The organism is Mycoplasmatota bacterium, from assembly GCA_018394295.1.
Lineage (GTDB): Bacteria > Bacillota_I > Bacilli_A > Haloplasmatales > Haloplasmataceae > JAENYC01.
Genome location: CP074573.1, coordinates 2,027,116 through 2,050,394 on the forward strand (window position 1 = coordinate 2,027,116; position 23,279 = coordinate 2,050,394).

Annotated in this window: 20 protein-coding genes; 7 read left to right on the forward strand and 13 right to left on the reverse strand. The window is 27.4% G+C overall.

All coding sequences use genetic code 11. The annotated features are described in order from the left end of the window. Positions 1-116: 116 nt before the first annotated feature. Both KHQ81_09350 and thpR read right to left on the reverse strand, forming a co-directional pair. Positions 117-959 (reverse strand): SDR family NAD(P)-dependent oxidoreductase, encoded by an 843-nt coding sequence (locus tag KHQ81_09350; protein ID QVK17093.1) that lies wholly within the window; start codon positions 957-959, stop codon positions 117-119. A 53-nt stretch (positions 960-1,012) separates the two neighbouring features. After that, positions 1,013-1,558, reverse strand: a complete 546-nt coding sequence (gene thpR / locus KHQ81_09355; GenBank protein ID QVK17094.1) for an RNA 2',3'-cyclic phosphodiesterase — start codon at positions 1,556-1,558, stop codon at positions 1,013-1,015. A 236-nt stretch (positions 1,559-1,794) separates the two neighbouring features. Between thpR and KHQ81_09360 the strand changes: the two genes are divergently transcribed. Next, entirely contained in the window at positions 1,795-3,864 is a 2,070-nt protein-coding gene (locus KHQ81_09360) for an elongation factor G (GenBank protein ID QVK17095.1), read from the forward strand. A gap of 42 nt (positions 3,865-3,906) precedes the next feature. On the opposite strand, the gene KHQ81_09365 is transcribed toward KHQ81_09360, so the two are convergent. After that, positions 3,907-4,143 (reverse strand): hypothetical protein, encoded by a 237-nt coding sequence (locus KHQ81_09365; GenBank protein QVK17096.1) that lies wholly within the window; start codon positions 4,141-4,143, stop codon positions 3,907-3,909. A 215-nt stretch (positions 4,144-4,358) separates the two neighbouring features. On the opposite strand from KHQ81_09365, the gene KHQ81_09370 reads away from it, so the two are divergent. Then, positions 4,359-7,082 carry a PAS domain S-box protein gene (locus KHQ81_09370; GenBank protein ID QVK17097.1) on the forward strand — a complete coding sequence of 908 codons (2,724 nt, stop codon included), beginning with the start codon at positions 4,359-4,361 and terminating at the stop codon, positions 7,080-7,082. A gap of 27 nt (positions 7,083-7,109) precedes the next feature. Here KHQ81_09370 and KHQ81_09375 read toward each other — a convergent pair whose 3' ends face one another. The 6 genes from KHQ81_09375 to KHQ81_09400 form a co-directional block, all read right to left on the reverse strand. Continuing rightward, positions 7,110-7,880, reverse strand: coding sequence for a capsular biosynthesis protein CpsB (locus KHQ81_09375; GenBank protein ID QVK17098.1), 771 nt, complete (start codon positions 7,878-7,880; stop codon positions 7,110-7,112). A 47-nt stretch (positions 7,881-7,927) separates the two neighbouring features. Beyond that, positions 7,928-9,733 (reverse strand): heparinase II/III family protein, encoded by a 1,806-nt coding sequence (locus KHQ81_09380; protein QVK17099.1) that lies wholly within the window; start codon positions 9,731-9,733, stop codon positions 7,928-7,930. Between the two features lie 17 nt (positions 9,734-9,750). Beyond that, positions 9,751-11,607: a hypothetical protein gene (locus KHQ81_09385; protein ID QVK17100.1), complete on the reverse strand. Its 1,857-nt coding sequence runs from the start codon at positions 11,605-11,607 to the stop codon at positions 9,751-9,753. A 25-nt stretch (positions 11,608-11,632) separates the two neighbouring features. Beyond that, the gene (locus KHQ81_09390) at positions 11,633-11,884 is read right to left on the reverse strand and encodes a hypothetical protein (protein QVK17101.1); all 252 of its coding nucleotides are present in this window, start codon (positions 11,882-11,884) and stop codon (positions 11,633-11,635) included. 63 nt (positions 11,885-11,947) lie between these two features. Beyond that, positions 11,948-12,793, reverse strand: a complete 846-nt coding sequence (locus KHQ81_09395; GenBank protein QVK17102.1) for a hypothetical protein — start codon at positions 12,791-12,793, stop codon at positions 11,948-11,950. An 88-nt stretch (positions 12,794-12,881) separates the two neighbouring features. Then, the gene (locus KHQ81_09400) at positions 12,882-13,088 is read right to left on the reverse strand and encodes a hypothetical protein (protein QVK17103.1); all 207 of its coding nucleotides are present in this window, start codon (positions 13,086-13,088) and stop codon (positions 12,882-12,884) included. A 236-nt stretch (positions 13,089-13,324) separates the two neighbouring features. Between KHQ81_09400 and KHQ81_09405 the strand changes: the two genes are divergently transcribed. From KHQ81_09405 to KHQ81_09425, 5 genes are all read left to right on the forward strand, one after another. After that, positions 13,325-13,576, forward strand: coding sequence for a (2Fe-2S) ferredoxin domain-containing protein (locus KHQ81_09405; protein QVK17104.1), 252 nt, complete (start codon positions 13,325-13,327; stop codon positions 13,574-13,576). Between the two features lie 3 nt (positions 13,577-13,579). Further along, positions 13,580-15,289, forward strand: coding sequence for a 4Fe-4S binding protein (locus KHQ81_09410; protein QVK17105.1), 1,710 nt, complete (start codon positions 13,580-13,582; stop codon positions 15,287-15,289). Next, the gene (locus KHQ81_09415) at positions 15,273-16,433 is read left to right on the forward strand and encodes a serine/threonine-protein phosphatase (protein ID QVK17106.1); all 1,161 of its coding nucleotides are present in this window, start codon (positions 15,273-15,275) and stop codon (positions 16,431-16,433) included. The genes KHQ81_09410 and KHQ81_09415 overlap by 17 nt, the downstream gene beginning before the upstream one ends. 14 nt (positions 16,434-16,447) lie before the next feature. Beyond that, positions 16,448-17,911 carry a monomeric [FeFe] hydrogenase gene (locus KHQ81_09420; GenBank protein ID QVK17107.1) on the forward strand — a complete coding sequence of 488 codons (1,464 nt, stop codon included), beginning with the start codon at positions 16,448-16,450 and terminating at the stop codon, positions 17,909-17,911. A gap of 288 nt (positions 17,912-18,199) precedes the next feature. Next, positions 18,200-18,607 carry a hypothetical protein gene (locus KHQ81_09425; protein QVK17108.1) on the forward strand — a complete coding sequence of 136 codons (408 nt, stop codon included), beginning with the start codon at positions 18,200-18,202 and terminating at the stop codon, positions 18,605-18,607. Positions 18,608-18,738: 131 nt separating this feature from the next. Here KHQ81_09425 and KHQ81_09430 read toward each other — a convergent pair whose 3' ends face one another. From KHQ81_09430 to KHQ81_09445, 4 genes are all read right to left on the reverse strand, one after another. Next, complete coding sequence (locus KHQ81_09430; protein ID QVK17109.1) at positions 18,739-19,344, reverse strand: ankyrin repeat domain-containing protein; 606 nt, start codon at positions 19,342-19,344, stop codon at positions 18,739-18,741. Between the two features lie 155 nt (positions 19,345-19,499). Further along, positions 19,500-20,714, reverse strand: a complete 1,215-nt coding sequence (locus KHQ81_09435; GenBank protein ID QVK17110.1) for a helix-turn-helix transcriptional regulator — start codon at positions 20,712-20,714, stop codon at positions 19,500-19,502. Next, on the reverse strand, positions 20,704-21,963 hold the full coding sequence (locus KHQ81_09440; GenBank protein QVK17111.1) for a helix-turn-helix transcriptional regulator: 1,260 nt from the start codon (positions 21,961-21,963) through the stop codon (positions 20,704-20,706). The genes KHQ81_09435 and KHQ81_09440 overlap by 11 nt, the downstream gene beginning before the upstream one ends. Positions 21,964-22,157: 194 nt before the next feature. Then, complete coding sequence (locus tag KHQ81_09445; GenBank protein QVK17112.1) at positions 22,158-23,234, reverse strand: nitronate monooxygenase; 1,077 nt, start codon at positions 23,232-23,234, stop codon at positions 22,158-22,160. Positions 23,235-23,279: the final 45 nt, after the last annotated feature.

A 23,279-nucleotide genomic window follows, 5' to 3' on the forward strand; every position in this document is an offset into this window, starting at 1 on the left:
CAAAAAATAGCTTTGATTATTTAATAGTTACTTGCTTTTTTAACATTATATATAGTCAATTTTTAAGGGAAGTCATCTTAGACTTCCCTTTTCATTTGATTATGCTCATAATATCACTACTGACAATTTGATATATTTAATGGTATTGGCTGTTTTCCATCTATATCTGTATAACCATAGTCTAGTGCTATTTGTGCTGCAATCTGCTTAGTCCCACTCTTTTCCATTACATTCAAATCAGTTGCTAAGGCAGCTACTGCAAGTCCAATAAATTCTGTTGACTCAGAATTAGATAAATCAAAAAATTCTGCTGACTTCATTACTGACTCTGTTCTTACAAGTCCTGGATAAATAGTAATTACACTAATACCATTTTCTTTAAGTTCATGTGCCATTGTCTCAGTCATTTTATTGGTTGCAGCCTTTGCCATACCATAGGCAACTCCCATATCATTTCTTTCTGCTGACCAGTACGATAGGTTAATGATAAGTCCACTACCTTGACTTATCATTTCAGGTATTGTATAGCATGTAGTCACATAATGTGCCCTCACGCCTGATTTAAACATTTTATCAAAACGACTAAGTGGTGCACTCCAGAATCCTTTTTCATTCCAAAATTCAGTTCCATTATTATAATATTCATAACCGCCCCAAACATTATTAACTAATACATCTATTTTTCCTTGTTCAGAAATAATTCTATCTATAACCATTTTAGTCTGTGTATCATACTCATGATCACATTTAATACCATATCCTGTACCACCTACCTGTTTAATTTCATTCTCTGTAGCTTGTATAGAACCACTAAGTTTTACTGCGCCTTGGAATTCTTTTTCTGTTCTTCCAGTAAAGTATACAATTGCTCCAGCCTTTGCAAGTGAAATAGCAATTCCTTTTCCGATTCCTCGGGTAGCTCCTGTTATCAATACAACTTTTCCACTTAAATCAAACATAGTTATTCTCCCTATCATATTGTAATATTTCAATCCCTCTATTTTAACTTCAGCTAATCTTTTAAATTGACCGTATATAACGGCGTATATGTTAAAATATGATTTTTATCTCGCGTACTTAACATAAGCGATACTTCATTAACTAGAATATCATTATTGTAAGGAATGATTTTCAATAATGATGATACATCATTAAAAACAACCTCTCTTGCAATCGTAATATGTGGTTTAAACTGATTATTTTTCTTGAATAAAAATTTTGCATCAATTAAGCAATTTAGCTTATTCACTAAATCAATTAGTTTGTTTTTATTTTTAAGCACATCAACATATACAATATGTTTATCTTTACGATTAAAAGAGTGAATATCACCAATTTTTATCTTAAATGGAAGAGTTGTTTGACTCAAATCATCTAATAACTCACAAAGTAATTCAACATCGCTTTGATTGAGTTCACCTAAAAATCGTAAAGTAAGATGAAAATTATCATATAAAGTATATCTACCTATTAAAGAAGATGTTTTTATAATTGATTGAACTTCACATAAATAATCCTTAACTTCCTTTTCAAAGTTAATTGCGATAAATAATCTCATTTTATCACCATTTTCATAAATTTATATCCAATTTTATACTTTTTTTCCTTATTTTAGGTATAAAATCAGTGTCTTTTTTTAATAATTATAACATGACTGAATTATTTGTTTTCATAATTTTAACATTTTTTTCAAAAATATCTATTTTTTAACAACGATATAATATATAATATTGACATAGGTATTAAATAATATCTAATGAAAGCGCTTTATATTTTTTAGGAGGGTTGATCAAAATGAACACATTTGAAGCGAAAAACATTCGTAATATTGCGATATTAGGTCATCAAAGTTCTGGAAAAACATCAATATCAGAAGCGATCCTAAACGTAGCAGGAGTGATAGAAAAAAAAGGTATAGTTGAGAAAGGAACAACAGTATCAGATTATACTAAAGAAGAAAAAGGTAGAAATATCTCAATCTCCATGTCAATTTTACCAGTTGAGTATAATAATCATAAATATAATTTTTTAGATACTCCAGGTTATAGCGATTTTATCGGAGAAGTTAATAGTGCATTAAGAGTTGCTAGCGGAGTTGTGATTGTGATTGATGCGACTAAAGGTGTTGAAGTGGGGACTGAAGCAGCATGGAGATATATTCGAAGCAAAAATATTCCTGCTATCATCTTTGTCAATAAAATGGATAAAGAAAATATTAAGTTTGAAAATGTATTAAATGAAATCCGTGAGAAACTAGGAAAACGAGCTGTACCGTTTGCAACACCAATCGGTCGTAGTGAAGATTTTGAAGGATTTGTAAATGTAGTTGATATGAAAGCACGTATTCACGATGGAGAAAAATGTGTTGACGCTGAAATTTGGGAAGAAAAACGTGAAAAAGTTGATGAACTACATGATTTAATCATTGAATCTGTAGCAGAAACTAATGATGACTTAATGGAAAAATACTTCAATGAAGAGCCATTTTCAGATGAAGAAATACATAAAGGACTACGTGAAGGAATATTAGATGGTAAATTAACACCTATTATTGTAGGATCAGCTGCTAAAAACATAGGTTTTAATACTTTACTTGATATGCTTTATGATTACATGCCTACTGCAGATGAAAATAAAGTACCAACTGGTATTAATCCAGAATCAAATGAAAAGATAACAAGAGAAGTAGTTTATGATGCTCCATTCTCAGCAATCGTTTTCAAAACGTTGATGGACCCATTCTTAGGTCAAATCAGTTTATTCCAAGTACGCTCTGGACATATTTCTCGTGATCAAGAAATTGTCATTGCTAACAATGGGAAAAAATTAAAAATGGGACAAATTTACTTCTTACGTGGTAAAGAACAGATTCAAGCAGAAGAAGTTGTAGCTGGTGATATAGGTATCGTAGTAAAAATGCACAATTTATTTACAAGTTGTACAATATGTGATCCTAATTCAATAATTCAATATCGTGAAATACCAAATCCAAGTCCAACCTTCTATCTTGCAATTCATCCAAAAAACAAAAATGATGAAGATAAATTATCAGAATCTTTAAATAAACTAAATAAAGAAGACGTGACATTTGAACTCGTTAGAAATCGTGAAACTCAACAATTTTTAATTGGTGGTCAAGGTCTTATGCATATTGAAGTTGTTATTGAAAAATTAAAAAACAACTTCAATGTTGAAGTAACAACTGATGATCCTAAAGTTGTTTATCGTGAGACAATTAAAGGAAAATCAAGTGCTGAAGGAAAACATAAAAAACAATCTGGTGGTTCTGGACAATTTGGTCATGTTCACATCCGTTTTGAACGCTGTGAAGAAGATTTCATTTTTGAAGAAGACATATTCGGTGGAGCAGTACCGAAAAACTACTTCCCAGCAGTAGAAAAAGGATTAAGAGAAGCTTGTGAGCATGGTATCCTTGCTGGATTTAATGTTATCGGTTTAAAAGCAACTTTATACGATGGGTCTTATCATCCAGTAGACTCTAATGAAATTTCTTTTAAATTAGCAGCACAAATCGCATTTAAAGAGGGTTGTAAAAATGCACAACCAACCATTTTGGAACCAATTATGAAAATTAAAGTAACCGTTAAAGATGAGTTTATTGGTGATATTATGGGAGACTTAAATAAACGTCGTGGTCGTTTACTTGGTATGGAACCAGCTGAATATGAAAGTTGGCAAACAATCCAAGCACACGTCCCTCAGGCAGAAGCTTTAAAATATTCAATTGACTTAAAAGCAATGACACAAGCAAGTGGTATCTTTGCGATGGAATTTGATCATTATGAAGAAGTTCCAAGTCAAATGCAAGAGAAAATTATTAAAGCAGCTAAAGAAGAAAAATAAAATACAAAACACTTAAAATAGGAAACTATTTTAAGTGTTTTTTTATTGAATATGATACCTTGGAATATGTCTAAGTAAATTTCCTAATGAACCATAGAAAAAAGTCAATAATAATATCCCAAAAATAATGAAAAAGATTAGTGCTTTAGCAAAGTTTTTTATATTTCTATTGAAATTACCCAACGCTAAGATAATAATTATTATAAAATTAACAAAAGGAATTGTCAAAATTACAAAAACAATCATCCACTCTAATATTGTAACTTCTTCTTTTCGCATAAAATCACCTCTTATCTATATTATTTAACTAATATATTAAGATATTTACCAAAATGACATATGGTAAAAGTATCCAATTTACCTAAATATAGTGTTTATTTCCTTTTTTAAAAAACTGACACCGGAAATTCTGATCTAAATATATAGAAAATTTTTTATTTACTTTTGTATTTTTGTGATATAATTAAGGTAATAATTACAAGGGGTTGTGATGTATGTTATTTGATAAAATTAATAATTTACCGATCTCTTTTTATATCCTAGAAAACGAACGGATTATTGACTGTAATTTAAATTGTGTCAATTTATTTGGTTATGATCATAAAGAAGAGCTAATTGGATTAAAACCAACCAATTTATCTCCCTACGTTCAAGATGATGGTAAAGAGTCACTTATAAAAGGGTCGGATTATATCAAAAAAGCTTATTCAGAAAAACATGTTAATTTTTCTTGGCGTCACTCCAAGAAAAATGGTGATACATTTTTAGCTTATATTAACTTAATCAGTATGAAAAATATTATTTTTGTACTTATCACAAATTTAGATGAGATAAAAGTATTAGACACAGCAATAAAAGATAGAGATAAAATGTATAAATTACTATTTGAAGAAAATATAAACGCTGTCTATTTAGTTGATGTGAAAACGACACAAATAATTGATGCTAATGAAGCTGCATTACAATTTTATGGTTATGATTTAGAAACCTTTAAAAATAAAAAATTCACTGATATTTCTTTATTTGAAGACGAAGAAATATATAAAAATATTGAATTGGTTTTAACCCATAAAAGACATTTCTTCTATTGTAAACACAAGTTAGCTAATGGCGAAATAAATGATATTGAATGTAATTGTTTTTCAACCACTATAAATGGACAAGATTATATGTTTATTATGGCTCATGACACAACTGAAAAGATGAAACAAAATCAAATAATAAATACCTTTATCACACAATCACCCTATCCAATCGCTGTATTAGATAATACACAAAGAGTGATAAATATCAATGATAAATTTTCTGATTTATTTTTGTATACAAAAGAAGAAGTTTTAGGAGAAAATTTAAACAATTTATTGACCACTATAGAGTATAGAGATGAATATAAAAGCCATATGGATATGGTTTTTAACACAAACTTTGTTCATGTTAAAACATTACGTAAAAGAAAAGATAATTCCTTAATTAATGTGGAAATTGTAGCCTTCCCAATAACCTATAATGATAAAATTATCGGTGCTTATGTTCATTACATCGATATAACCCATAAAATAAAAGCTAATAATCAATTAAATTTATTTAAAAAAATATTAGAAAACAATAACGAAGGAATCATTATTACTGATGCAGATGGTCACATTGAATGGGTTAATCATGCCTTTACAAATATAACTGGATTTACATTAAATGAAATAATGGGGAATACCCCACGTATATTAAAATCTAATTTGCAAAGTAAAGAATTTTATAAAAATATGTGGAAACATATTTTAAATAATAATCATTGGCATGGAGAAATTTGGAATAAAAATAAAAAAGGTGAAATCTATCCCGAATGGTTAAACATAAACGCAATTAAAAATAACCAAATAACAACAAACTATGTTGGTATATTTAAAGATTTAAGTGAAAGAAAAATTATTGATCAAAAAATGCGTATATTGGCTCAAAAAGATGCCTTAACAGGATTATATAATCGTGTATATTTTACCGAAAATTTAAATCGAATTATCCAGAAAGAAAAGAAAGAAACCTCTGCAGTATTATTTATTGATTTAAATCGTTTTAAAGATATAAACGACTCTTTAGGGCATTATGCAGGGGATCAATTTTTAATTGAATTATCTAACAGATTTCAAAAATACTTTAATGGGAATAATTTAATTGCTCGTTATGGCGGAGATGAGTTTGTTATCTTATTAAAAGACTGTAAAGGGAAACAACACATCACAAGACACGCTAAAAAAATATTATCAATCATTAATAAACCATTTATTTTTGAAGGAAATTATATAAATACATCAGCTAGTTTAGGTATCGCAATATATCCGAAAGATGGTACAAATAGTGATGAATTAATCCAAAATGCTGATATTGCGATGTATGAAGCAAAAAATCATCTTGAGAAGAAAATTTTCTATTATTCTCCTAAAATGCGTGAATCAATTGATGAACGATTTAAAATTGCGAATTTATTACGTTCTGCTATTGAAAACAAAGCATATAACTTAATGTATGAACCAGTTTATGATGTTTATACCAATAAAGTCATAGCGGCTGATATGATGATTAAGTGGACAAATAGCCAACTAAATGCTTATTCAAAACAAAAATATATTCAAGTAGCTATTCAAACAGGTCTAATTAATTCAATCTTTTATTCTTTATTTGATGATATAGCTGCCAAATTATCAACATTAACATCCTTTAACCTTCCAATTTCCTTAAATATATCCATTGAACAGCTAGAACAAACACAATTTATTTCTCATATAAAAGAAACATTGAATAAATATAAACTTAATCCATCAAATATTGAATTTGAATTTACCGGTTATCATATGAAAGATTTCTCAAATCGGATTAATAAAAACTTTAATGATTTATTAAAAATGGGGTTCAATTTTACACTCGATAATTTTGGTCAGGATAGTGCTTGTCTTGCACAAATAAAAAAATATCATATTAGAAAAATAAAATTAGACAAAAGTTTAATAAAAAACATTGATAATGATACATTTAATTATGAGCTAATTCAATTATATCGAATCGTATCGAAGGAAATGAATATTTTATTAATCGCTAAAGGAGTTAATTTGGAAAAACAAGTTAATTCAATTAAAAATTTACAAATAGACGGTGGACAAGGGAAATACTATTCAAAACCACTTACATTTAATCAATTAAAAAAGTTATTAAATGAAAAAAGTTAAATCAATATGATTTAACTTTTTATTATATTAAAATAGTTTAAAACTCTTAGTTTTGATTTTTTGATAGTCATTTATCTTAATATCTTCATTAGAAATGACTCGTAGTGGATTATTATAAAATAAATCGTCTGCATACTTTTGGTCAAATTGTTTTTTAATAAAATCATATCCAGCTTCTAAAATTAAAGGACGGTGTTTTAAATCATGCGCATCAGATGCGATAAAATGAACTAAACGATGTTTTAATAATTTTTTCACGATTTTATGATTCGGATGACGATTATTTAGACTATTAACATTGACCTGCATATAATGTCCTTCTTTAACTAACTCATAAATATAATTAGGATTTTTATAGGTAATATCATACCGTTCAGGATGCGCTAAAATGACTTTATATCCATCTACTGAAAGGTTATATAAAGCTTCTTTTAAACTTAACACCCAAAAGTCATTTAAACGGTGTGTTTCAACGAGTATATAAGAAGAATTATTCAATGTTTGAAGTTTTTGATTATTTAATAAATTAGAAGTGTTTTTTGTTAAGAATATTTCACACCCTGGGTAAACCTTAACCTTAATATCATTTGCATGAATTATTTGATTAAGATCCTCTACTTTTTTTTGAATAATCTCTCTAGTATTCTCAAACATATTTACTTTGAAATGTGGGGTTACAATTAATTTTTCAATATGATTTTCATCAGCCATCTTCAAGAATCGAAGCGTTTCTTGTTCTGTTTTAGCACCATCATCAATTTGAGGTAAAATATGATTATGGATATCAATAAATTTCATAAATTATCACCTAGTACAATTGTACTGCTTTGCTTAATTTATGTAAACTAAATTGATGAATAAAATGAATTTATTGTTTTATTTAAAGTTTTTTGAGTTGATATTTTCTGATTTAATAGAAGATCATTTTTTGATATTTCATTGTAAGTTCTACCTCTTAAGATTGTATACGTATCTTCAATAATTTTGATATGAATGAGTTTGTCATTAGCAATAACATTGATTGAGGGTTCATTTCTTCCTAAATTAATTTGCGTCACTATTAATTCAGTTTTACCCTTCCCATGATAAATTAATGTATGAGTGGGTTCAATCTGATTTAATTTCTGACTCATAAAACCTTTATATTGATTTTGATCTCCATAATAATAATGTGGAGTTAATAACATGGTACTATAAATTGGATTTATTTTAAAAGTGAGTTCATTGTTTAAGAAACCATAATAGTCCTTATAACCTTTTGTTTTTAATTTCAAGATTGGATTTAAATGAAAGATGATTTCATAATCATGCTTTTCTTTTGCGAAGATTTCATCAATTAATACTAATTGATTAGAAACAAATAAAATATTTCGTTTTAGAATCACTCCTTCATATAAAGTATGAATACCACAGGCATATGTTAGACAGTCTTCTAATACCACATTAACGATACCACAGTGATTAAGTTGACATTTATCAATAGGGTAATCTTGAAAATCCACACAGATTGTATTATGTGCATAACTTCTATTAATTGCTTGACGGAAAAAATTGTCAGTTTGATAATTATACCGACCACCATCAATAAATAATGGATGTCCTTTATAAACTAAGTAAAAAGCTAAATTATCATGATGTTTATGATGAGTTGAATAAAAAGCATTATAAAAAAATAATTGATGATCTAAATCACTTGTGATTAAAAGATTTGCTTTTGGATAATAGATGTTTCTATAAACTAGATGTTTATCAATTTTCTCTTCTTTAAATAGTGATTTAAAATAGTTACTGTAAGGATGCGAATAAGATAAAAAAAGCGTTTGATTAATAGTAACATACGAACTATCCCCTATTGGAGGAAGAATTCCACCAGGTTGTGTAAAAGAATAAATAAAAAGATATAAATGATCCTGCTTCACTTTTATTTGATTTGAAAAAGTTTCTAATTCGGTAAATTGGTTGATAAAGGTGAGTAAATCATTTAACCGTAAAAACAAACGATAAGCATTTTGGATAGATTCTCCAAGAAAGGAAGATTCATCATCATCGATAAAATAATCAAGTTGAATGGATAAACGCTTGATAGATTGGTCTATAAAAGAATTACATGCATTCTTTATATAATATTGGTTATAAAGAATTGCAGATGTTAATAAAGCAATGTCTTGATCTATACCATCAAGATGTTGCTTTTTATAGATATTATCATCACTAAGCATTTTCATATGAGATGACATCACTTCAATAAATATATCATCTAATATACATAAATCAAGTTTTTTACATATACTCAACAAATTAGATTCAACAAGTAATCTTTCAGCGATTACATGTGGATGATAACTCAGATTACAGTGACTTCTGGGGTAATTTTCTTCATACCATGAATAAAATAAATGAAGTGCCTTTTCAATACTTTGGTCGTCTTTAAATAATTTATAATCAGTTAACAAGTAACTTATCATCGTTAAACTATGTAGTTTATAAAGAAAATATCGATTATGATGATTATACCAAATTGTTTTTTTATACCTACATGATTTCAACTGTGGACTTAAAGCTATTTTATCACTTTTGATATCTATAACTAGCTTCTTCAATTGATTTAAACTAACATTATTCGTTAAACTAACTACATTGATATCTTGCATTATATCACTGCCTTTATTTAAAACATATAAATGTTGTAATAACTAAATTCTTTTTTTGACTTACAAAGTAAATCAAGATAAGAATTAACCATCTTATTTTTATCTACTATAATCGCATCAATATTATATTGAGTAATATTGTCAGCAAAAAGAACAACATCAATTGGTACTTTATCATTTATCGTGTAATACATTAGGAGTAACTCCTCATCTATGAAAACCTGATTATTTTCTTGAAGGTCTTGATTAGTTAATAATAAATTAATATTTTCTGTATTCACAGTAATTTCATTCAGTAAATCACTTGTGACTAAAATGTTTTTAATCTCTTTATTTTGATTTAAATAATCACTAAGGATTAATGCATCATTATCTATACGATAAAAAACATTTTGATTGGTGCTTCTAAGTGATTCTAAAGAATCATAAATCGTATGTGATACTCCAATAAATAAAAGAAGGATGATTGCTTTTTCAATAATACGTGTTTTTTTGATAAACATGTATGTAATTGAAAATGCAAGAGGTATTAAACACATAAGATAAGTAAATTGAATGTGATGTTTGATAACAAAATAAACAGTTACTGGATTAATTAGTATCAGCAAAACGACCATTGGTAGATAAAACAATACTTTTTTAATTTGAATATCTTCTTTAGTCAGTTTAAATAAAGCATATAGACCTAATCCATAAAATAGTAGTAATTGTGGTCTTTGATTACGATATTCTTTTTTAATTTGAAGGATAACTTCTTCATTTATGTTTAAATCAAGTTTTTTAAATAAATAATTGTATAAAAACATTAAGAAAACAACAAAGATAATTGATGAAAACAAAAGTATCTTTTGATGATGATTCTTTTTTTGATAGGTAATCAAAGAGACTGATGCAATCAGTAATAAAAATACTATATAATAGAGGAGTTTAATGTTTGGGTGGTAACTATATATAATAAGGTGAAAAAATAATGGGAATAAGCTAACAAAGATAAGAGTAGCTAATAATTGTGGGGTTTTATAGGCTTTAATAAGTAGAAGAGTAATGATGAATGCAATATTAATTAAAAACTGCATGAAAAGGCTTATTGGAGTCAATGCCATTGCAGTCATATTGATTAAAAAGAATAATAAGAAATTATTTTTATCCAAACGATAAAATAATACCCATTGAAAAGGTACTATCGCATATAAATAAACAGCCTCACCTGAAAATGGATAATAGATGAATTGATAGGCATTTTGTGGTAGAAGAATATCTCTAATGCCAGAATTGACAACTGTAAAAAGCAGTAAGAAGAAAATAAATGCATAACGACAATTTTTGGTAGAATGAAATAGCACACAAAAACATTCATAAATGGTGTACATGATCATAAATAAATGAATAAAGGTAACGACATTTACACAATAAACGGTTGAGTTAATATTTAAAAATGAAGAATACATTAACGTATACGTTTGAAACGCAGATAAATTAATCGCTTGATTGATGTTTTGGTGAATAGTTGATAAATATTCCGATGCTTCTCCTGGAATTATAAACGCTAAGGTTAAAAAGTGATAAATATAAGCTAATATTAAAATGATTATTATATAATCAAATTTGATACTTTTTCGCCTTGTTGATAACATAAGGAAAATAAACATTATCACTATATAGATGGGAAAAAGGATATTTTCAAATAGTGTATAAGGATAATGTCTTAAAACAAAATAAACATTAATAGAATAGAAGATTAATAATGAAAATAAATACCCTATGATTAAATTCATATGCTTAAACTTAATCTTGAATAAGTGTTTAACAACACTTCCTATTCGTTCATAAACAATTAGTTGTAATACAGCTATAATTAATAATTTAAAAAACATAATATCACCTAAATTTATTATGCCTTTAAACTTTATCTTTATGAATATAATATCGCATGACTTGTAGAATAAATTGATACGCTAAAAAATCAAAGTTTTCATGATAAATAACTTTTGTTTCGTATAACTTATATACATAAAATAATGAGATTATCCCTCTTTCATATAATACATCTACATCTTCTTTATTATGAGTAATGTCTTTTAGACATAAGATGATCAAATAAGATTTCTCAGGCAATACATTATCCATAAAGTTAATATAATAATTATTCATAATTTCCCTCCAATTTGTAGAATGTATGTCTATATTTACGCTATATATCGACTATTTTTTTAATTACTTAATATTTTTCTTAGATTCATGCTCTTCTTTGATTAAACCTAATAGTTTACTATCAATTAAAGGTGGATCTATTTGAAGTTTTTCAACTTCAAAATTATAGTATTTTTTAATAATCTCATCATGGATTTTAATGAATTGTTTTTCTTTATCCGTCATTTTATGTTGCTTAGTTAATAATTCAATTATTTTAATCACATTAATTATCGTAATAATTACATCTAATTTATCTGTTATTAACTCTATTAGTCCAGGACTTTGAATTGTCATTTTTATTTTTAAATCCTGATGATACACTTCTTTAAGTAATAAATGATAAAGTCCATAAAGACTTTTACATAAAATATGATCTTGTTGATTGACTTTTAAGACAAAGTGAAAAGCCGTTTCTTTTCGAAAAATAGAATATAAGTTTCTTTCAATCTCGTATTTCATTTTATTAAGACAAATGATTGGATGAGCTAAATGAATAAATTGATGAATATGATGTAATTTCTCTATTCCGAGTTCCTTTATCCAGATGACATTTTTATAAATTTTGTCCATTTCAATATAATATTGTGAAGTTATTTTGCCTATAAATAATTTTTTATTTCTTGAACTAGGAATCAAAACAATATCATCAATTTTTAATTGATTAATAAATAAATTAAGTTCTTTTTCTTTCTTCTTATTTTCCGCTATATAATTACCTTTTTCATCTACATGAATTAATAAAGGATATAAACCCACTCTATTTTCTTCTAAATAAGAAGAATAATACTTACCATTGTTTGTTTTAATTAAGAAATAATTTGTTTCAACATTAATTGTTGGAAATGATTTTAATATCTGATTGACCATAAAAAAACCTCCTATCGTTTATTCATAATAAAAATAAACAAAAAGAAGTCTCTTGGGGAACTATTTTCCAGTTTATTTTAAATTCATATTACCTAATTGCATTTATACGTAATAATAGATAACTTAAAAAATCAAACAATTGAGGAATAAATGTAAATACTTTTACAATTGATTGACATACCTTCATGGTTTTTAATTTAATCGTATTCTTCAAATCGATTTCCTCACTCTCTTTTAAAATTAAATTTTCAAAAAATTTATGATTCAAAAGAAATAATTGATTTGGATAATACATAAGCAACCTCCAATTATATTCGCCTAATTTATCATATTAGATTAAAAAAATAATGTTCATAATTGAAAGCATTTTCAACTATTTCATCATTGATACATATACCATTTTATGATAGAATCAAGTTGTAAGAAATTGTGAATTTTTTCTCAAATAAAAGGATAATTCGATTTATATATTAAAACAGCTAATTAAATTTCTTTAATAGTAAAAATATTTGAATTAGGAAGGGAAATAATATGAAAGTTATTAAAGTATGTATAGGAAGTGCGTGTCATTTAAAAGGTTCATATGATGTAATTGAAGAGCTAAAAAGACTTATTAAAGAGAAAAATCTAGAAGATCAAATTGAATTAAATGCAGCTTTTTGTTTAGGACATTGTGTAGAAGCTGTATCTGTTTTACGATGGGATAATAAAGTTATATCATTTTCTAGGGATAATGTTGCAGAGATTTTCGAACAAGAAATTGAAGCATATCTTAAGGATTAATAAATGAGTGTAATTAATTTTAATCAAACGAATTGTCAAAATTGTTATGCTTGTGTTCGTGTATGTCCTGTAAATGCAATCAAAGTGATAAAAAACCATGCTGAAATCATGGAAACTAAATGTATTGCTTGTGGAAAATGTTTAGACGTTTGTCCCAAAAATGCTAAAAAAGTTCAAAGTGAATTAGAAAAAGTTAAATGTTTTCTGAAAAATAAAGAAGAAGTTGTCGTTTCAATTGCCCCTTCATTTGTAAGTGTTTTTGCTGAAAATAGTACAAAAATAAGTACAGCATTAAAAAAAATAGGTTTTTCTTATGTAGAAGAAACAGTCGTAGGTGCTAAACTTGTAACAGAAGAATATAATCGATATATACAAAATATGAAGGATACTTCTTATATTACAAGTTGTTGTCCAACGATAAATTTATTAATACAAAAATATTATCCAGATCAAATTCCACACTTACTACCTGTCGTATCACCTATGGTAGCACATACTAGGTTATTAAAAGCAAAGTATGGAAATAAGGTAAAAGCTGTTTTTATCGGACCTTGTTTATCAAAAAAATTAGAAGGCATCGATGAAAATACAATTGATGCTGTTTTAATCTTTGAAGAATTAATCGAACTAATTAATGAAAATTATATTGATTTTAATGAATTAGAAGAAAGCCCATTTGATGATTCCATGCCATCCTACAGAAGTTACCCATTAACGGGTGGTGTTTTACAAAATATTAAGCAGAACAAACAACAAACCTTATCTGTAAGTGGATTAACTGACTGTATTCAAACCTTAGAAGCCATTAAACAAGGAAAACATAAAAATATTACCTTTGAAATGAGTGCTTGTGAACATAGCTGTATTAGTGGTTCGGGTATGCCTAAAGATAATGTTGATATCGTTGAAAGAAAATTGAGGGTCCTAAGATATTCATCATTAAATGATAATAAGCCCTCAGGTGAAGATAAAACAATTTATTCAGTTAATTTACAACAATCATTTCCATCATTATATACACCATTAAAAATACCTTCAGAAGAAAAAATAAAAGAGATATTAAAAACACTTGGAAAAACTGAGGTTGATGATGAATTAAATTGTGGAACTTGTGGCTACAAAACTTGTAAAGATAAAGCAATCGCTATTTATAATGGGATGGCTGAATTAAATATGTGTTTACCATTTATGAGATATCGTGCTGAAACACTAACGAATGTTATATTTGATGTAACACCAAATACTGTATTAATGATTAAAAAAGATTTAACTATTCTTGAATTTAATCCAGCGGCAGAAACATTTTTTAACATGCAAAGAAATGATGTTATAGGATTACCTGTTTCTGTTGTTTTAGATGATGATTTATTTAGTTATGTTGCTAAGCATAACTGTAATATCATTGGTAAAAGAATGTCTGTTAACAATAATAAATCAGTTGTTATTCAAAATATTGTTTGGATTGACTCTCATGAAGTGATGTTATGTATTCTTCATGATATTACTGACCAAGTTAAAAAACAAGAATGGATGAAAAGCCTTAAAATAAATGCCATAGATATGGCACAACAAGTAATTAATAAACAAATGATGGTTGCGCAAGAAATTGCAAGTCTTTTAGGTGAAACAACTGCTGAAACAAAAGTCACTTTAACTCATTTAAAGAAACTCATTCAACAAGAAGAGGACGATAAAGATGAATTACTTCGTTGATTTTGCATCCGGTCATTTAAACAAAAATGGTGAAGAATTATGTGGTGATAACGTAGAATTTATACGATCTAATAATCAAATCATTGGTATTTTATCTGATGGATTAGGTAGTGGTGTCAAAGCTAATATATTATCAACCTTAACTAGTAAAATCGCAATAACCATGTTAAAAGAAGGTTTATCTATAGAAGAGGTAGTTGATACACTCATTCATACCTTACCAGTATGTAAAATAAGAGAGTTAGCTTATTCAACTTTTACCATTATAAAAGTTGATAATACCGGGCAAGTATATGTTGCTGAATTTGATAACCCTAAAGTATATTTTTTAAGAAAAGGAAAACTACTCCCTTTACCCAGAAATGAACGTGTTATCAATGGACAGAAAATCTCTGAAAGCACATTTCAACTGCATAAAGGAGACACAATCGTCTTTGTAAGTGATGGTGTCATCCATGCTGGAGTAGGTAAAACTCTAAATTTAGGTTGGGGTTGGGATGAAGTAGCCAATTATTTAGAATTATTTATCGATGAGAATATATCTGCCAAAAATATCACCAACCACATGTTACAGGTTGTAAATGATTTTTATTTAGGAAAACCAGGAGATGATGTCACGGTTGTTACAATAAAAGCGATACAGAAAAAACATGCTGTTTTATTTTCTGGACCCCCAAAAGATTCAAAAGATGATCAACTAGTTGTAGAAGAATTAACGAAGAATGATTGTATAAAAATTGTTTGTGGTGGGACTGCAGCGAATATTGTATCACGAGAATTAGATGAAGAATTAAAAACAAATTTTGAATTTTATGACCCAACAATTCCACCTACTGCATCAATAGAAGGTATTGATCTAGTAACAGAAGGAGTTCTAACTCTTAAAGGTGTCGTAAATAAATTAAAACAAATTAATCATTTAAATGATTTAACCTTTTTAAGAAAAAACGATGGTGCATCTAGATTAACTAAAATACTATATGAGGACTGTACAAACATTACACTTTTAATAGGTAAAGCAATAAATCCTGCTCACCAAAATCCAGATTTCCCTCAAGAATTAAGTATTAAGTTAAGTGTATTAAAAGAACTTGAAGAAGTTTTAATTCGTTTAGGAAAAATCGTAGAAGTCCAATACTACTAAGGAGAGCATACATAATGAGAAAATATGATAGTCAAGTCCAAATGATTCGCTACGAAGTCATTAAAGAAATCGCAAAGCGTGTTATTAATGGTAATTTTGATAAAACAAGATATAAAATTCCTAAAGAAATTATTAGTGGAGATAAACCCATCTCAAGATGCTGTGTATATAAAGAACGTGAAATCATTTCAGAACGAATCAATTTTGCAGCAGATGATATACTTCAAGAAAATAATATAATTGAAATTATTGATATTGCTTGTGATGAATGCCCCGCTGAACGGTATAAAGTAACCGAAGCTTGTAGAGGATGTGTAGCTCATAAATGCATACAGGCTTGTCCTGTGAATGCCATTACCTTACTCAATGGTAAAGCAATAATTAATAATGATAAATGTATTAGTTGTGGTAGATGTCGTAAGGCTTGCCCGTATAATGCGATATCAGACGTTTTAAGACCCTGTATGAAAGCTTGTGCAAGTAAAGCAATTGACATTACCCAAGAAAATAAAGTCAGTGTCAACCGCGATAAATGCACTAGCTGTGGTGCTTGTGTTTACCAATGCCCCTTCGGTGCGGTAACTGATAGAAGTGAAATCATCCCTATACTAAATGCACTTGAAGCATCTAAAAAGGATTTAGGTAAAAATGTTTATGCTGTCATTGCACCATCTATTGCAAGTCAGTATAATATTAAGATTAACAAAATAGTGAATGCAATTAAGAAAATGGGATTCAAAGATGTCATTGAAGCTTCACTAGGTGCTGATATTGTGGCTTATTATGAAGCACAGGAATTTGTTGAATCAGTTGTTAATAATAATCAACCTTGTCTCATGACATCTTGTTGCCCATCCTTTGTATATCATGTTAAAAATAACTATCCTGAATTAGCGCCTTACTTATCTACGATGGTTTCGCCGATGATTGCTATGTCAAGATTGATTAGAAAAACAGATTCAAACGCTGTTATTGTTTTCATAGGTCCTTGTACCTCTAAGAAGGTAGAAAAAAGAGAAGATGACATCAAAGATGCAACTGATTACGTGATGACCTTTGAAGAGTTAGATGCACTAATCGATGCCTATGGAATAACTATTCAAGATTGTGAAGACGATAAACTAGATAATGCTTCCTATTTCGGTCGTTTATTTGCACGTACTGGTGGGGTAAAAGATGCTGTTGAGGAAGTAATTAAAGAATTAGACCTAACTGATATTCCTTTCAATCCTATCGTTTGTAATGGAATTAATGAAATTGATAAAGCACTCAAACTTTTGAAACTAAAAAAGAACAAATTCAATTTTATAGAAGGAATGGCTTGTATTGGAGGATGCATTGGTGGTGCTGTTTGTTTAACACATAAAGAAAATAAATTAGTTGATCAATATGCTAAGCTAGCAATTGAAAAGAAAGTAAGTGATTCTTTAAGGGTTTTAGACTTAGAAAAACTTCAATTACATCGTAATAATCATTAAGTAAAAAACGAGTTAAATTAACTCGTTTTTTTAAGTATTTTTATACAAGATAGATAGAATCAATTACTTAACTAAATAAAATATTTTAATTCTAATGACATAAAAAACGAACGTATTCGTTCATTTTTTATGTTACCCGTCATATAAAAAGTATTTCTAGTTTATTCTATTCAAATACAAATATATTTGATATCAAAAAATAGAATCTATGGTATAAAGTGATATGCTTTTATTGAATTAATGTATGATTTAGGTGTATAAATCAAAACCTAATATGAGGTGATGATCTTGGAATATTTTGATGAATTAAAAAAAGTAGATCAAAATTTTGATAATGTCCTAGGTCTATATTTTAATAATCCAAATCAAAAGTCTTATTTAATTTGCTTAGCGAATCAAAAATATAATGGATTAAATGAAAAAGAAGAAATATCATATTATTTAGACATTATAGTTTCATTAATATCAGATTATAAAAATGGTATTTATAAAAAAATACCAGTTAGGACTATTTTATACCTTATTTCCACTTTGTCCTATTTTGTTTATCCTAGAAGATCTTTTATAGATCAAGTACCTGGTGTTCAAATCGTCAAGAAAATAGGACTTATAAAATTCTTAATTCATTCTGTTAGAAAAGATTTAATTAAGTATGCAATTTGGAAAAGTAATCACGAAAACATCGTGGAAGTATAAAACAATGAACATATGGTTTCTATATAGGAACCATATTTTAATTTATATCAATTCTCTTAAATTGTAAAGAAAAAACTATAAAGTAAAAACCAATAATCCTGGTCCACTTTATAGATCTAATGTTAAAATATTTATTTTTTTAATTGTTTATATTTTTTTAATAACTTCACGATTTTGTAATTTCCACATTTTGTAGCTAATATAATTGCATCATCTTTATCATTGTCAACATAATCAATATTACTATGATATTCTAAGAGTAACTCCACAATTTCAAAATACCCTTTTGCTGATGAGATTAATAAAGGAGTATCATTGTTCTTATCAGCTATATCAACAGATGCCCCATGTTCTAGTAGCAATCGCACTACCTCTACATGACGATTTAAGGTTGCAAACATTAAAGCTGAATTCCCCATATAATTAGTTACATCTAAATCCGCCCCATAATCAATTAGTAATTTAACAACATGGTAATACCCATAACGAGCCGCTTCTATTAAAGCAGTGTTCCCGTAAGCATATTTACTTTTTCTAAACCCATTAATATCTGCACCTAAATCTAATAAGGTTAAAATCATATTATAATCTCCTAATTCTGCAGAAATAGTCAAAATTGGGTCTCCATCAATTTCTATGTTAACCTCACCTGTAGATTTGATGAATTCAATTTTCTTAGTAAATTCCACAATACTATCTAATGTTTGAAAGTTATTTGTATGTTTATATAGAAGCAATTATAATCCCCCATTCTAAGAAAGATGCATTAAAAACAACGATATATTTATATAATACAACAAAAAAGAAGATAAAACAATCTTTTTTTATCTTACTTAAATAAGTATTTTTTAATAAAATAATATTAATAAACCCTTTACAATATTAAAGAATATTATAAAAGATGTAAAATTTTATAAATATCTTCGTTCAACTTCTTATATTGTCTATACTTTTTCGTGTTCCAATAATGATCAAGTAATAAAAAAGTATAATATTGGTATTCAGTTTTGAAAATCTGCTGTTTTATATCAGGAATTATGTATGTTTCAATGAGATGAAAAAAATGATCCTTTTCAAGTTCTTTAAAAAATAATATGGTGAATATATTCTCTTTCTTTTCATCCAAATCATTAACAAAATCTAAATTAATATTTTTACCAATTTTTAATAAACATTTAAGATACATATAATTGGTAAAAGAATATTCCTTTGAAGTATTATCATTTATGATACGTTCAAAATAACTTTTTGCTTGTTCATATTTTTTTAAATAGTAAGTACTATAGCCTAAATGAAAAAACAAACGTGAATAATCTTCACTTAATTCTATTATTTTATATTGATTAATAATACGTTTTGTTCTATTGAATACATCTAGATAATGTTTATCAATCAGTAAAATTTCATTTATCATTAACTCACATCGAATCATCCGGGCGATATTTCCTTTTTGCAAAAATTTATCTACTGCTTGATACAAATAACTGAGTGCTTTAGAATAATTAAATTCATAATAATAACACCAACCATTGAAATAATCAACGAACCCATCCGTTTGATTTAATTGATATTTTTTATTGAACTTAATGATATTGATCTTTTTCCCTTCTAGATAAATTTTAAAATAATTACTTAAATAGATAAAACATAATTGACATTTTTGATGACATACTGGATAAAAGTATGTTAAATTATTAATCATATCTCGGCATTTATTATATTCACGATTAATGAATCTTAATACAAGTTCAAGTATTAATAATTCATACATACGAATGACATTTTGATTTTCTTTTTGAAGTTCATAAGTCTTTTTTATTAATACATTAAGATTATCATATTTCAAATATAAAAAAGCATCATATACATCATCTATTAATTGATTAACACGATGATCAATTTCTGAGTCATAAACATAGCTAAGGTTGAAATACTTTAGTAATAGATCATAAATTGAAATATGAATTGAGTCATTGCCTCTTTCAATTTTACTAATAACACTTTGGTTATAATTAACACTATTGGACAACTTCTGTTGAGAGAGGTTCTTTAATTTTCGATTGACTTTTATAATAAATCCTAATTTATACTTTAAATTAGATTCCATGACAAATTCCTCCCACACGAACTCGTAAGCAGACCTCGCTAAATTGCTTATACATCAAATATTTACGTTTTTTCCACAAAGTATCTTTCACAAGAGAGAATGCCAGTTTCATGTGCTGATAACAATCACTATGTTGAAAAATTTGTTGAAAAAGAAAATTGAAATATTCAACAAATAAATCAATATCAATAAAATCATCATAATTGGAAAATATATCTATAATAATTCTATTTTCCTTTATTTGATAGATTTCTTCTTTAAATAGTTGATTCTTATAATGAATGAATTCATCTCTTTGATTTGTTTTTTTAAAACAATAAAACAAATAGGCATAATAATAGATTAAATAATCATTATTTATTCGGTTATCGATATTGTCCTTATAATACGGAATTGCATCCTTATATTGTTTTAATCCTAAATAAGATGCTCCAATATAAGAATTACATTGAATTCTTAAATTAGGAAGCATTTGAAGTACATATTCATTAAGTGAACAAGCCTCTAAAATGTCTATCGCATCTTGATAATTAGAGTCAAAGAAATAGATAAATCCTAGTAACCTCCTTGTTATGACCTCTTTATAGATGTTTCCACTTAATTGATAACGATTAATCAATTCCATAATATCATGATGGGATAATCGATATCTTCTTAAAATAATATTATTATAAGCGAAAATATAATGTAAGGCATTATCACTAAGTTCTAAGGACTGTTCTATAACACAAGCTTCTCTAAACATATGATCTGCTTCTAAATACTCTCTTTTAAGATGGTAATAATAGCCTTTTAATACTAAAAATATCATAAGAGATTTAGATTCATAGACTGCTTCAATTTCCATTAAATACTCTATGTTTTTATTGAATTTTTTTATATTATAGATAAATAAATGATAACATGCTTCAATGAGCTTTTTTAAATAGTAATCAGTGACATTCAATTTTAGATAAGAATTAACGCGGTCATAGATTACTTGAATTTCTTTAGCTTTTATTTCATCCATTGAATGATACATTACCACTAATGCTTCTTCAAATCGATGGTCTTCAGCATTTAAATAAATGTTAAAACACCTTAAAGCATTATCATAATGTTCTAAGGTTATATTTGAATCACCATTTTCTATTCTACTTACTGTACTTTGATTCACATGTAAAAGTTGTGCTAATTCATTTTGAGCAAGTTTACGATATTTTCTCTCAGCTTTAATAAACGACCCAATTAAAGTCAAATTGTTCATCATTATTGATTTGAACCCCCATTACTTAATTATAGTTTTCAAACCTTTTTTATAAATATTCGATATACCCCCTGTTATTATCCCTTATCTATTTTACAATATTTTCCAGAAAAATTCAACTTTCACTTTGTTTATACTAATCAAATAAAGTTAAAAAACTTTCCTTATAAGTAAGGAAAGTTTAATTTTAGTATAATTTATTCAACAGCTAAAATATCAGTTTCTAACTCATTCATTAAATCTTGAACTTTAACAATTTTATTAATTCGATGAGCAGTATCTCCACAGAAAAATAATCCATTATCAACATCGCCCTTTACTGCTTCAATTAATTTCTGTGAAATACAGTAAGGAATGTTGACTCTATCACAATGATCTAAACTTAAACAACCATAACATTGCTCACTCAAAACATTTTCATGTTTGATTTTTTCAACTAACTGATTTGAAATTGCTCGTCCAGGTAAGCCAACAGGACTTTTAACAAGCTCTATTTGATTTTTTGAGCAGTTTACATACATTTTCTTAAAATTCTCATGTGCATCACATTCCTCTGTCGCAATAAAACGTGTTGCCATTTGGACACCACTTGCGCCTAATTTTAAGAAATGCGCAATATCAGCTCCTGTGTAAATTCCCCCTGCAACAACAACAGGAATCTGTTTATCATATTTTTCTTCATAAAATTTAACTTCATTTAAAACCTCTAATAATACCTGATCTAAATCAACTGAGTTATTTTGTAGTTGATCTAAGGAGAACCCTAAATGGCCACCTGCTTTAGGTCCTTCAATTACAACCATATCTGCAGTTGTTTTTGACTTTCGATCCCAAACTTTTAATATTGTCTTAGCTGATCTTAAGGACGATACAATCGGAGCTATTTTGACTTTACTATTTTTTACAAGTTCTGGTAATTTTGTTGGTAAACCAGCACCAGATATGATTAAATCAATGCCTGATTGAATCGCAGTTTCAACGTACTTTTCATAATTAGTTAATGCTACCATTATATTTAAACCAATAATACCATCTTTAACATCTTTTTTAGCCTTTTTAATATGTTTTCTTAATGCAATTAAATTTGCATTTATAGGATTTTGTTTAAATCCTTCTTCATCATATCCAATTTGTGCAGATGATATCACCCCAATTCCTCCAGCATTCGTAACTGCTGTTGCTAATTTTGAGCGTGAGACGCCAACTCCCATTCCACCTTGAATTATGGGTAATCTAGCGATTAGTTCTCCTATTTTAAGTGGTTTTATATTCATTTTAATTATCTCCTATCTATGTTGTGTAATCTTTGATGTACTACA

What these genes read in the sequence shown, in the direction of transcription:
- KHQ81_09350 (QVK17093.1), bottom strand. Translation starts at nt 959, where the DNA reads ATGTTTGATTTAAGTGGAAAAGTTGTATTGATAACAGGAGCTACCCGA.
- thpR (QVK17094.1), bottom strand. Translation starts at nt 1,558, where the DNA reads ATGAGATTATTTATCGCAATTAACTTTGAAAAGGAAGTTAAGGATTAT.
- KHQ81_09360 (QVK17095.1), top strand. Translation starts at nt 1,795, where the DNA reads ATGAACACATTTGAAGCGAAAAACATTCGTAATATTGCGATATTAGGT.
- KHQ81_09365 (QVK17096.1), bottom strand. Translation starts at nt 4,143, where the DNA reads ATGCGAAAAGAAGAAGTTACAATATTAGAGTGGATGATTGTTTTTGTA.
- KHQ81_09370 (QVK17097.1), top strand. Translation starts at nt 4,359, where the DNA reads ATGTTATTTGATAAAATTAATAATTTACCGATCTCTTTTTATATCCTA.
- KHQ81_09375 (QVK17098.1), bottom strand. Translation starts at nt 7,880, where the DNA reads ATGAAATTTATTGATATCCATAATCATATTTTACCTCAAATTGATGAT.
- KHQ81_09380 (QVK17099.1), bottom strand. Translation starts at nt 9,733, where the DNA reads ATGCAAGATATCAATGTAGTTAGTTTAACGAATAATGTTAGTTTAAAT.
- KHQ81_09385 (QVK17100.1), bottom strand. Translation starts at nt 11,607, where the DNA reads ATGTTTTTTAAATTATTAATTATAGCTGTATTACAACTAATTGTTTAT.
- KHQ81_09390 (QVK17101.1), bottom strand. Translation starts at nt 11,884, where the DNA reads ATGAATAATTATTATATTAACTTTATGGATAATGTATTGCCTGAGAAA.
- KHQ81_09395 (QVK17102.1), bottom strand. Translation starts at nt 12,793, where the DNA reads ATGGTCAATCAGATATTAAAATCATTTCCAACAATTAATGTTGAAACA.
- KHQ81_09400 (QVK17103.1), bottom strand. Translation starts at nt 13,088, where the DNA reads ATGTATTATCCAAATCAATTATTTCTTTTGAATCATAAATTTTTTGAA.
- KHQ81_09405 (QVK17104.1), top strand. Translation starts at nt 13,325, where the DNA reads ATGAAAGTTATTAAAGTATGTATAGGAAGTGCGTGTCATTTAAAAGGT.
- KHQ81_09410 (QVK17105.1), top strand. Translation starts at nt 13,580, where the DNA reads ATGAGTGTAATTAATTTTAATCAAACGAATTGTCAAAATTGTTATGCT.
- KHQ81_09415 (QVK17106.1), top strand. Translation starts at nt 15,273, where the DNA reads ATGAATTACTTCGTTGATTTTGCATCCGGTCATTTAAACAAAAATGGT.
- KHQ81_09420 (QVK17107.1), top strand. Translation starts at nt 16,448, where the DNA reads ATGAGAAAATATGATAGTCAAGTCCAAATGATTCGCTACGAAGTCATT.
- KHQ81_09435 (QVK17110.1), bottom strand. Translation starts at nt 20,714, where the DNA reads ATGGAATCTAATTTAAAGTATAAATTAGGATTTATTATAAAAGTCAAT.
- KHQ81_09440 (QVK17111.1), bottom strand. Translation starts at nt 21,963, where the DNA reads ATGATGAACAATTTGACTTTAATTGGGTCGTTTATTAAAGCTGAGAGA.
- KHQ81_09445 (QVK17112.1), bottom strand. Translation starts at nt 23,234, where the DNA reads ATGAATATAAAACCACTTAAAATAGGAGAACTAATCGCTAGATTACCC.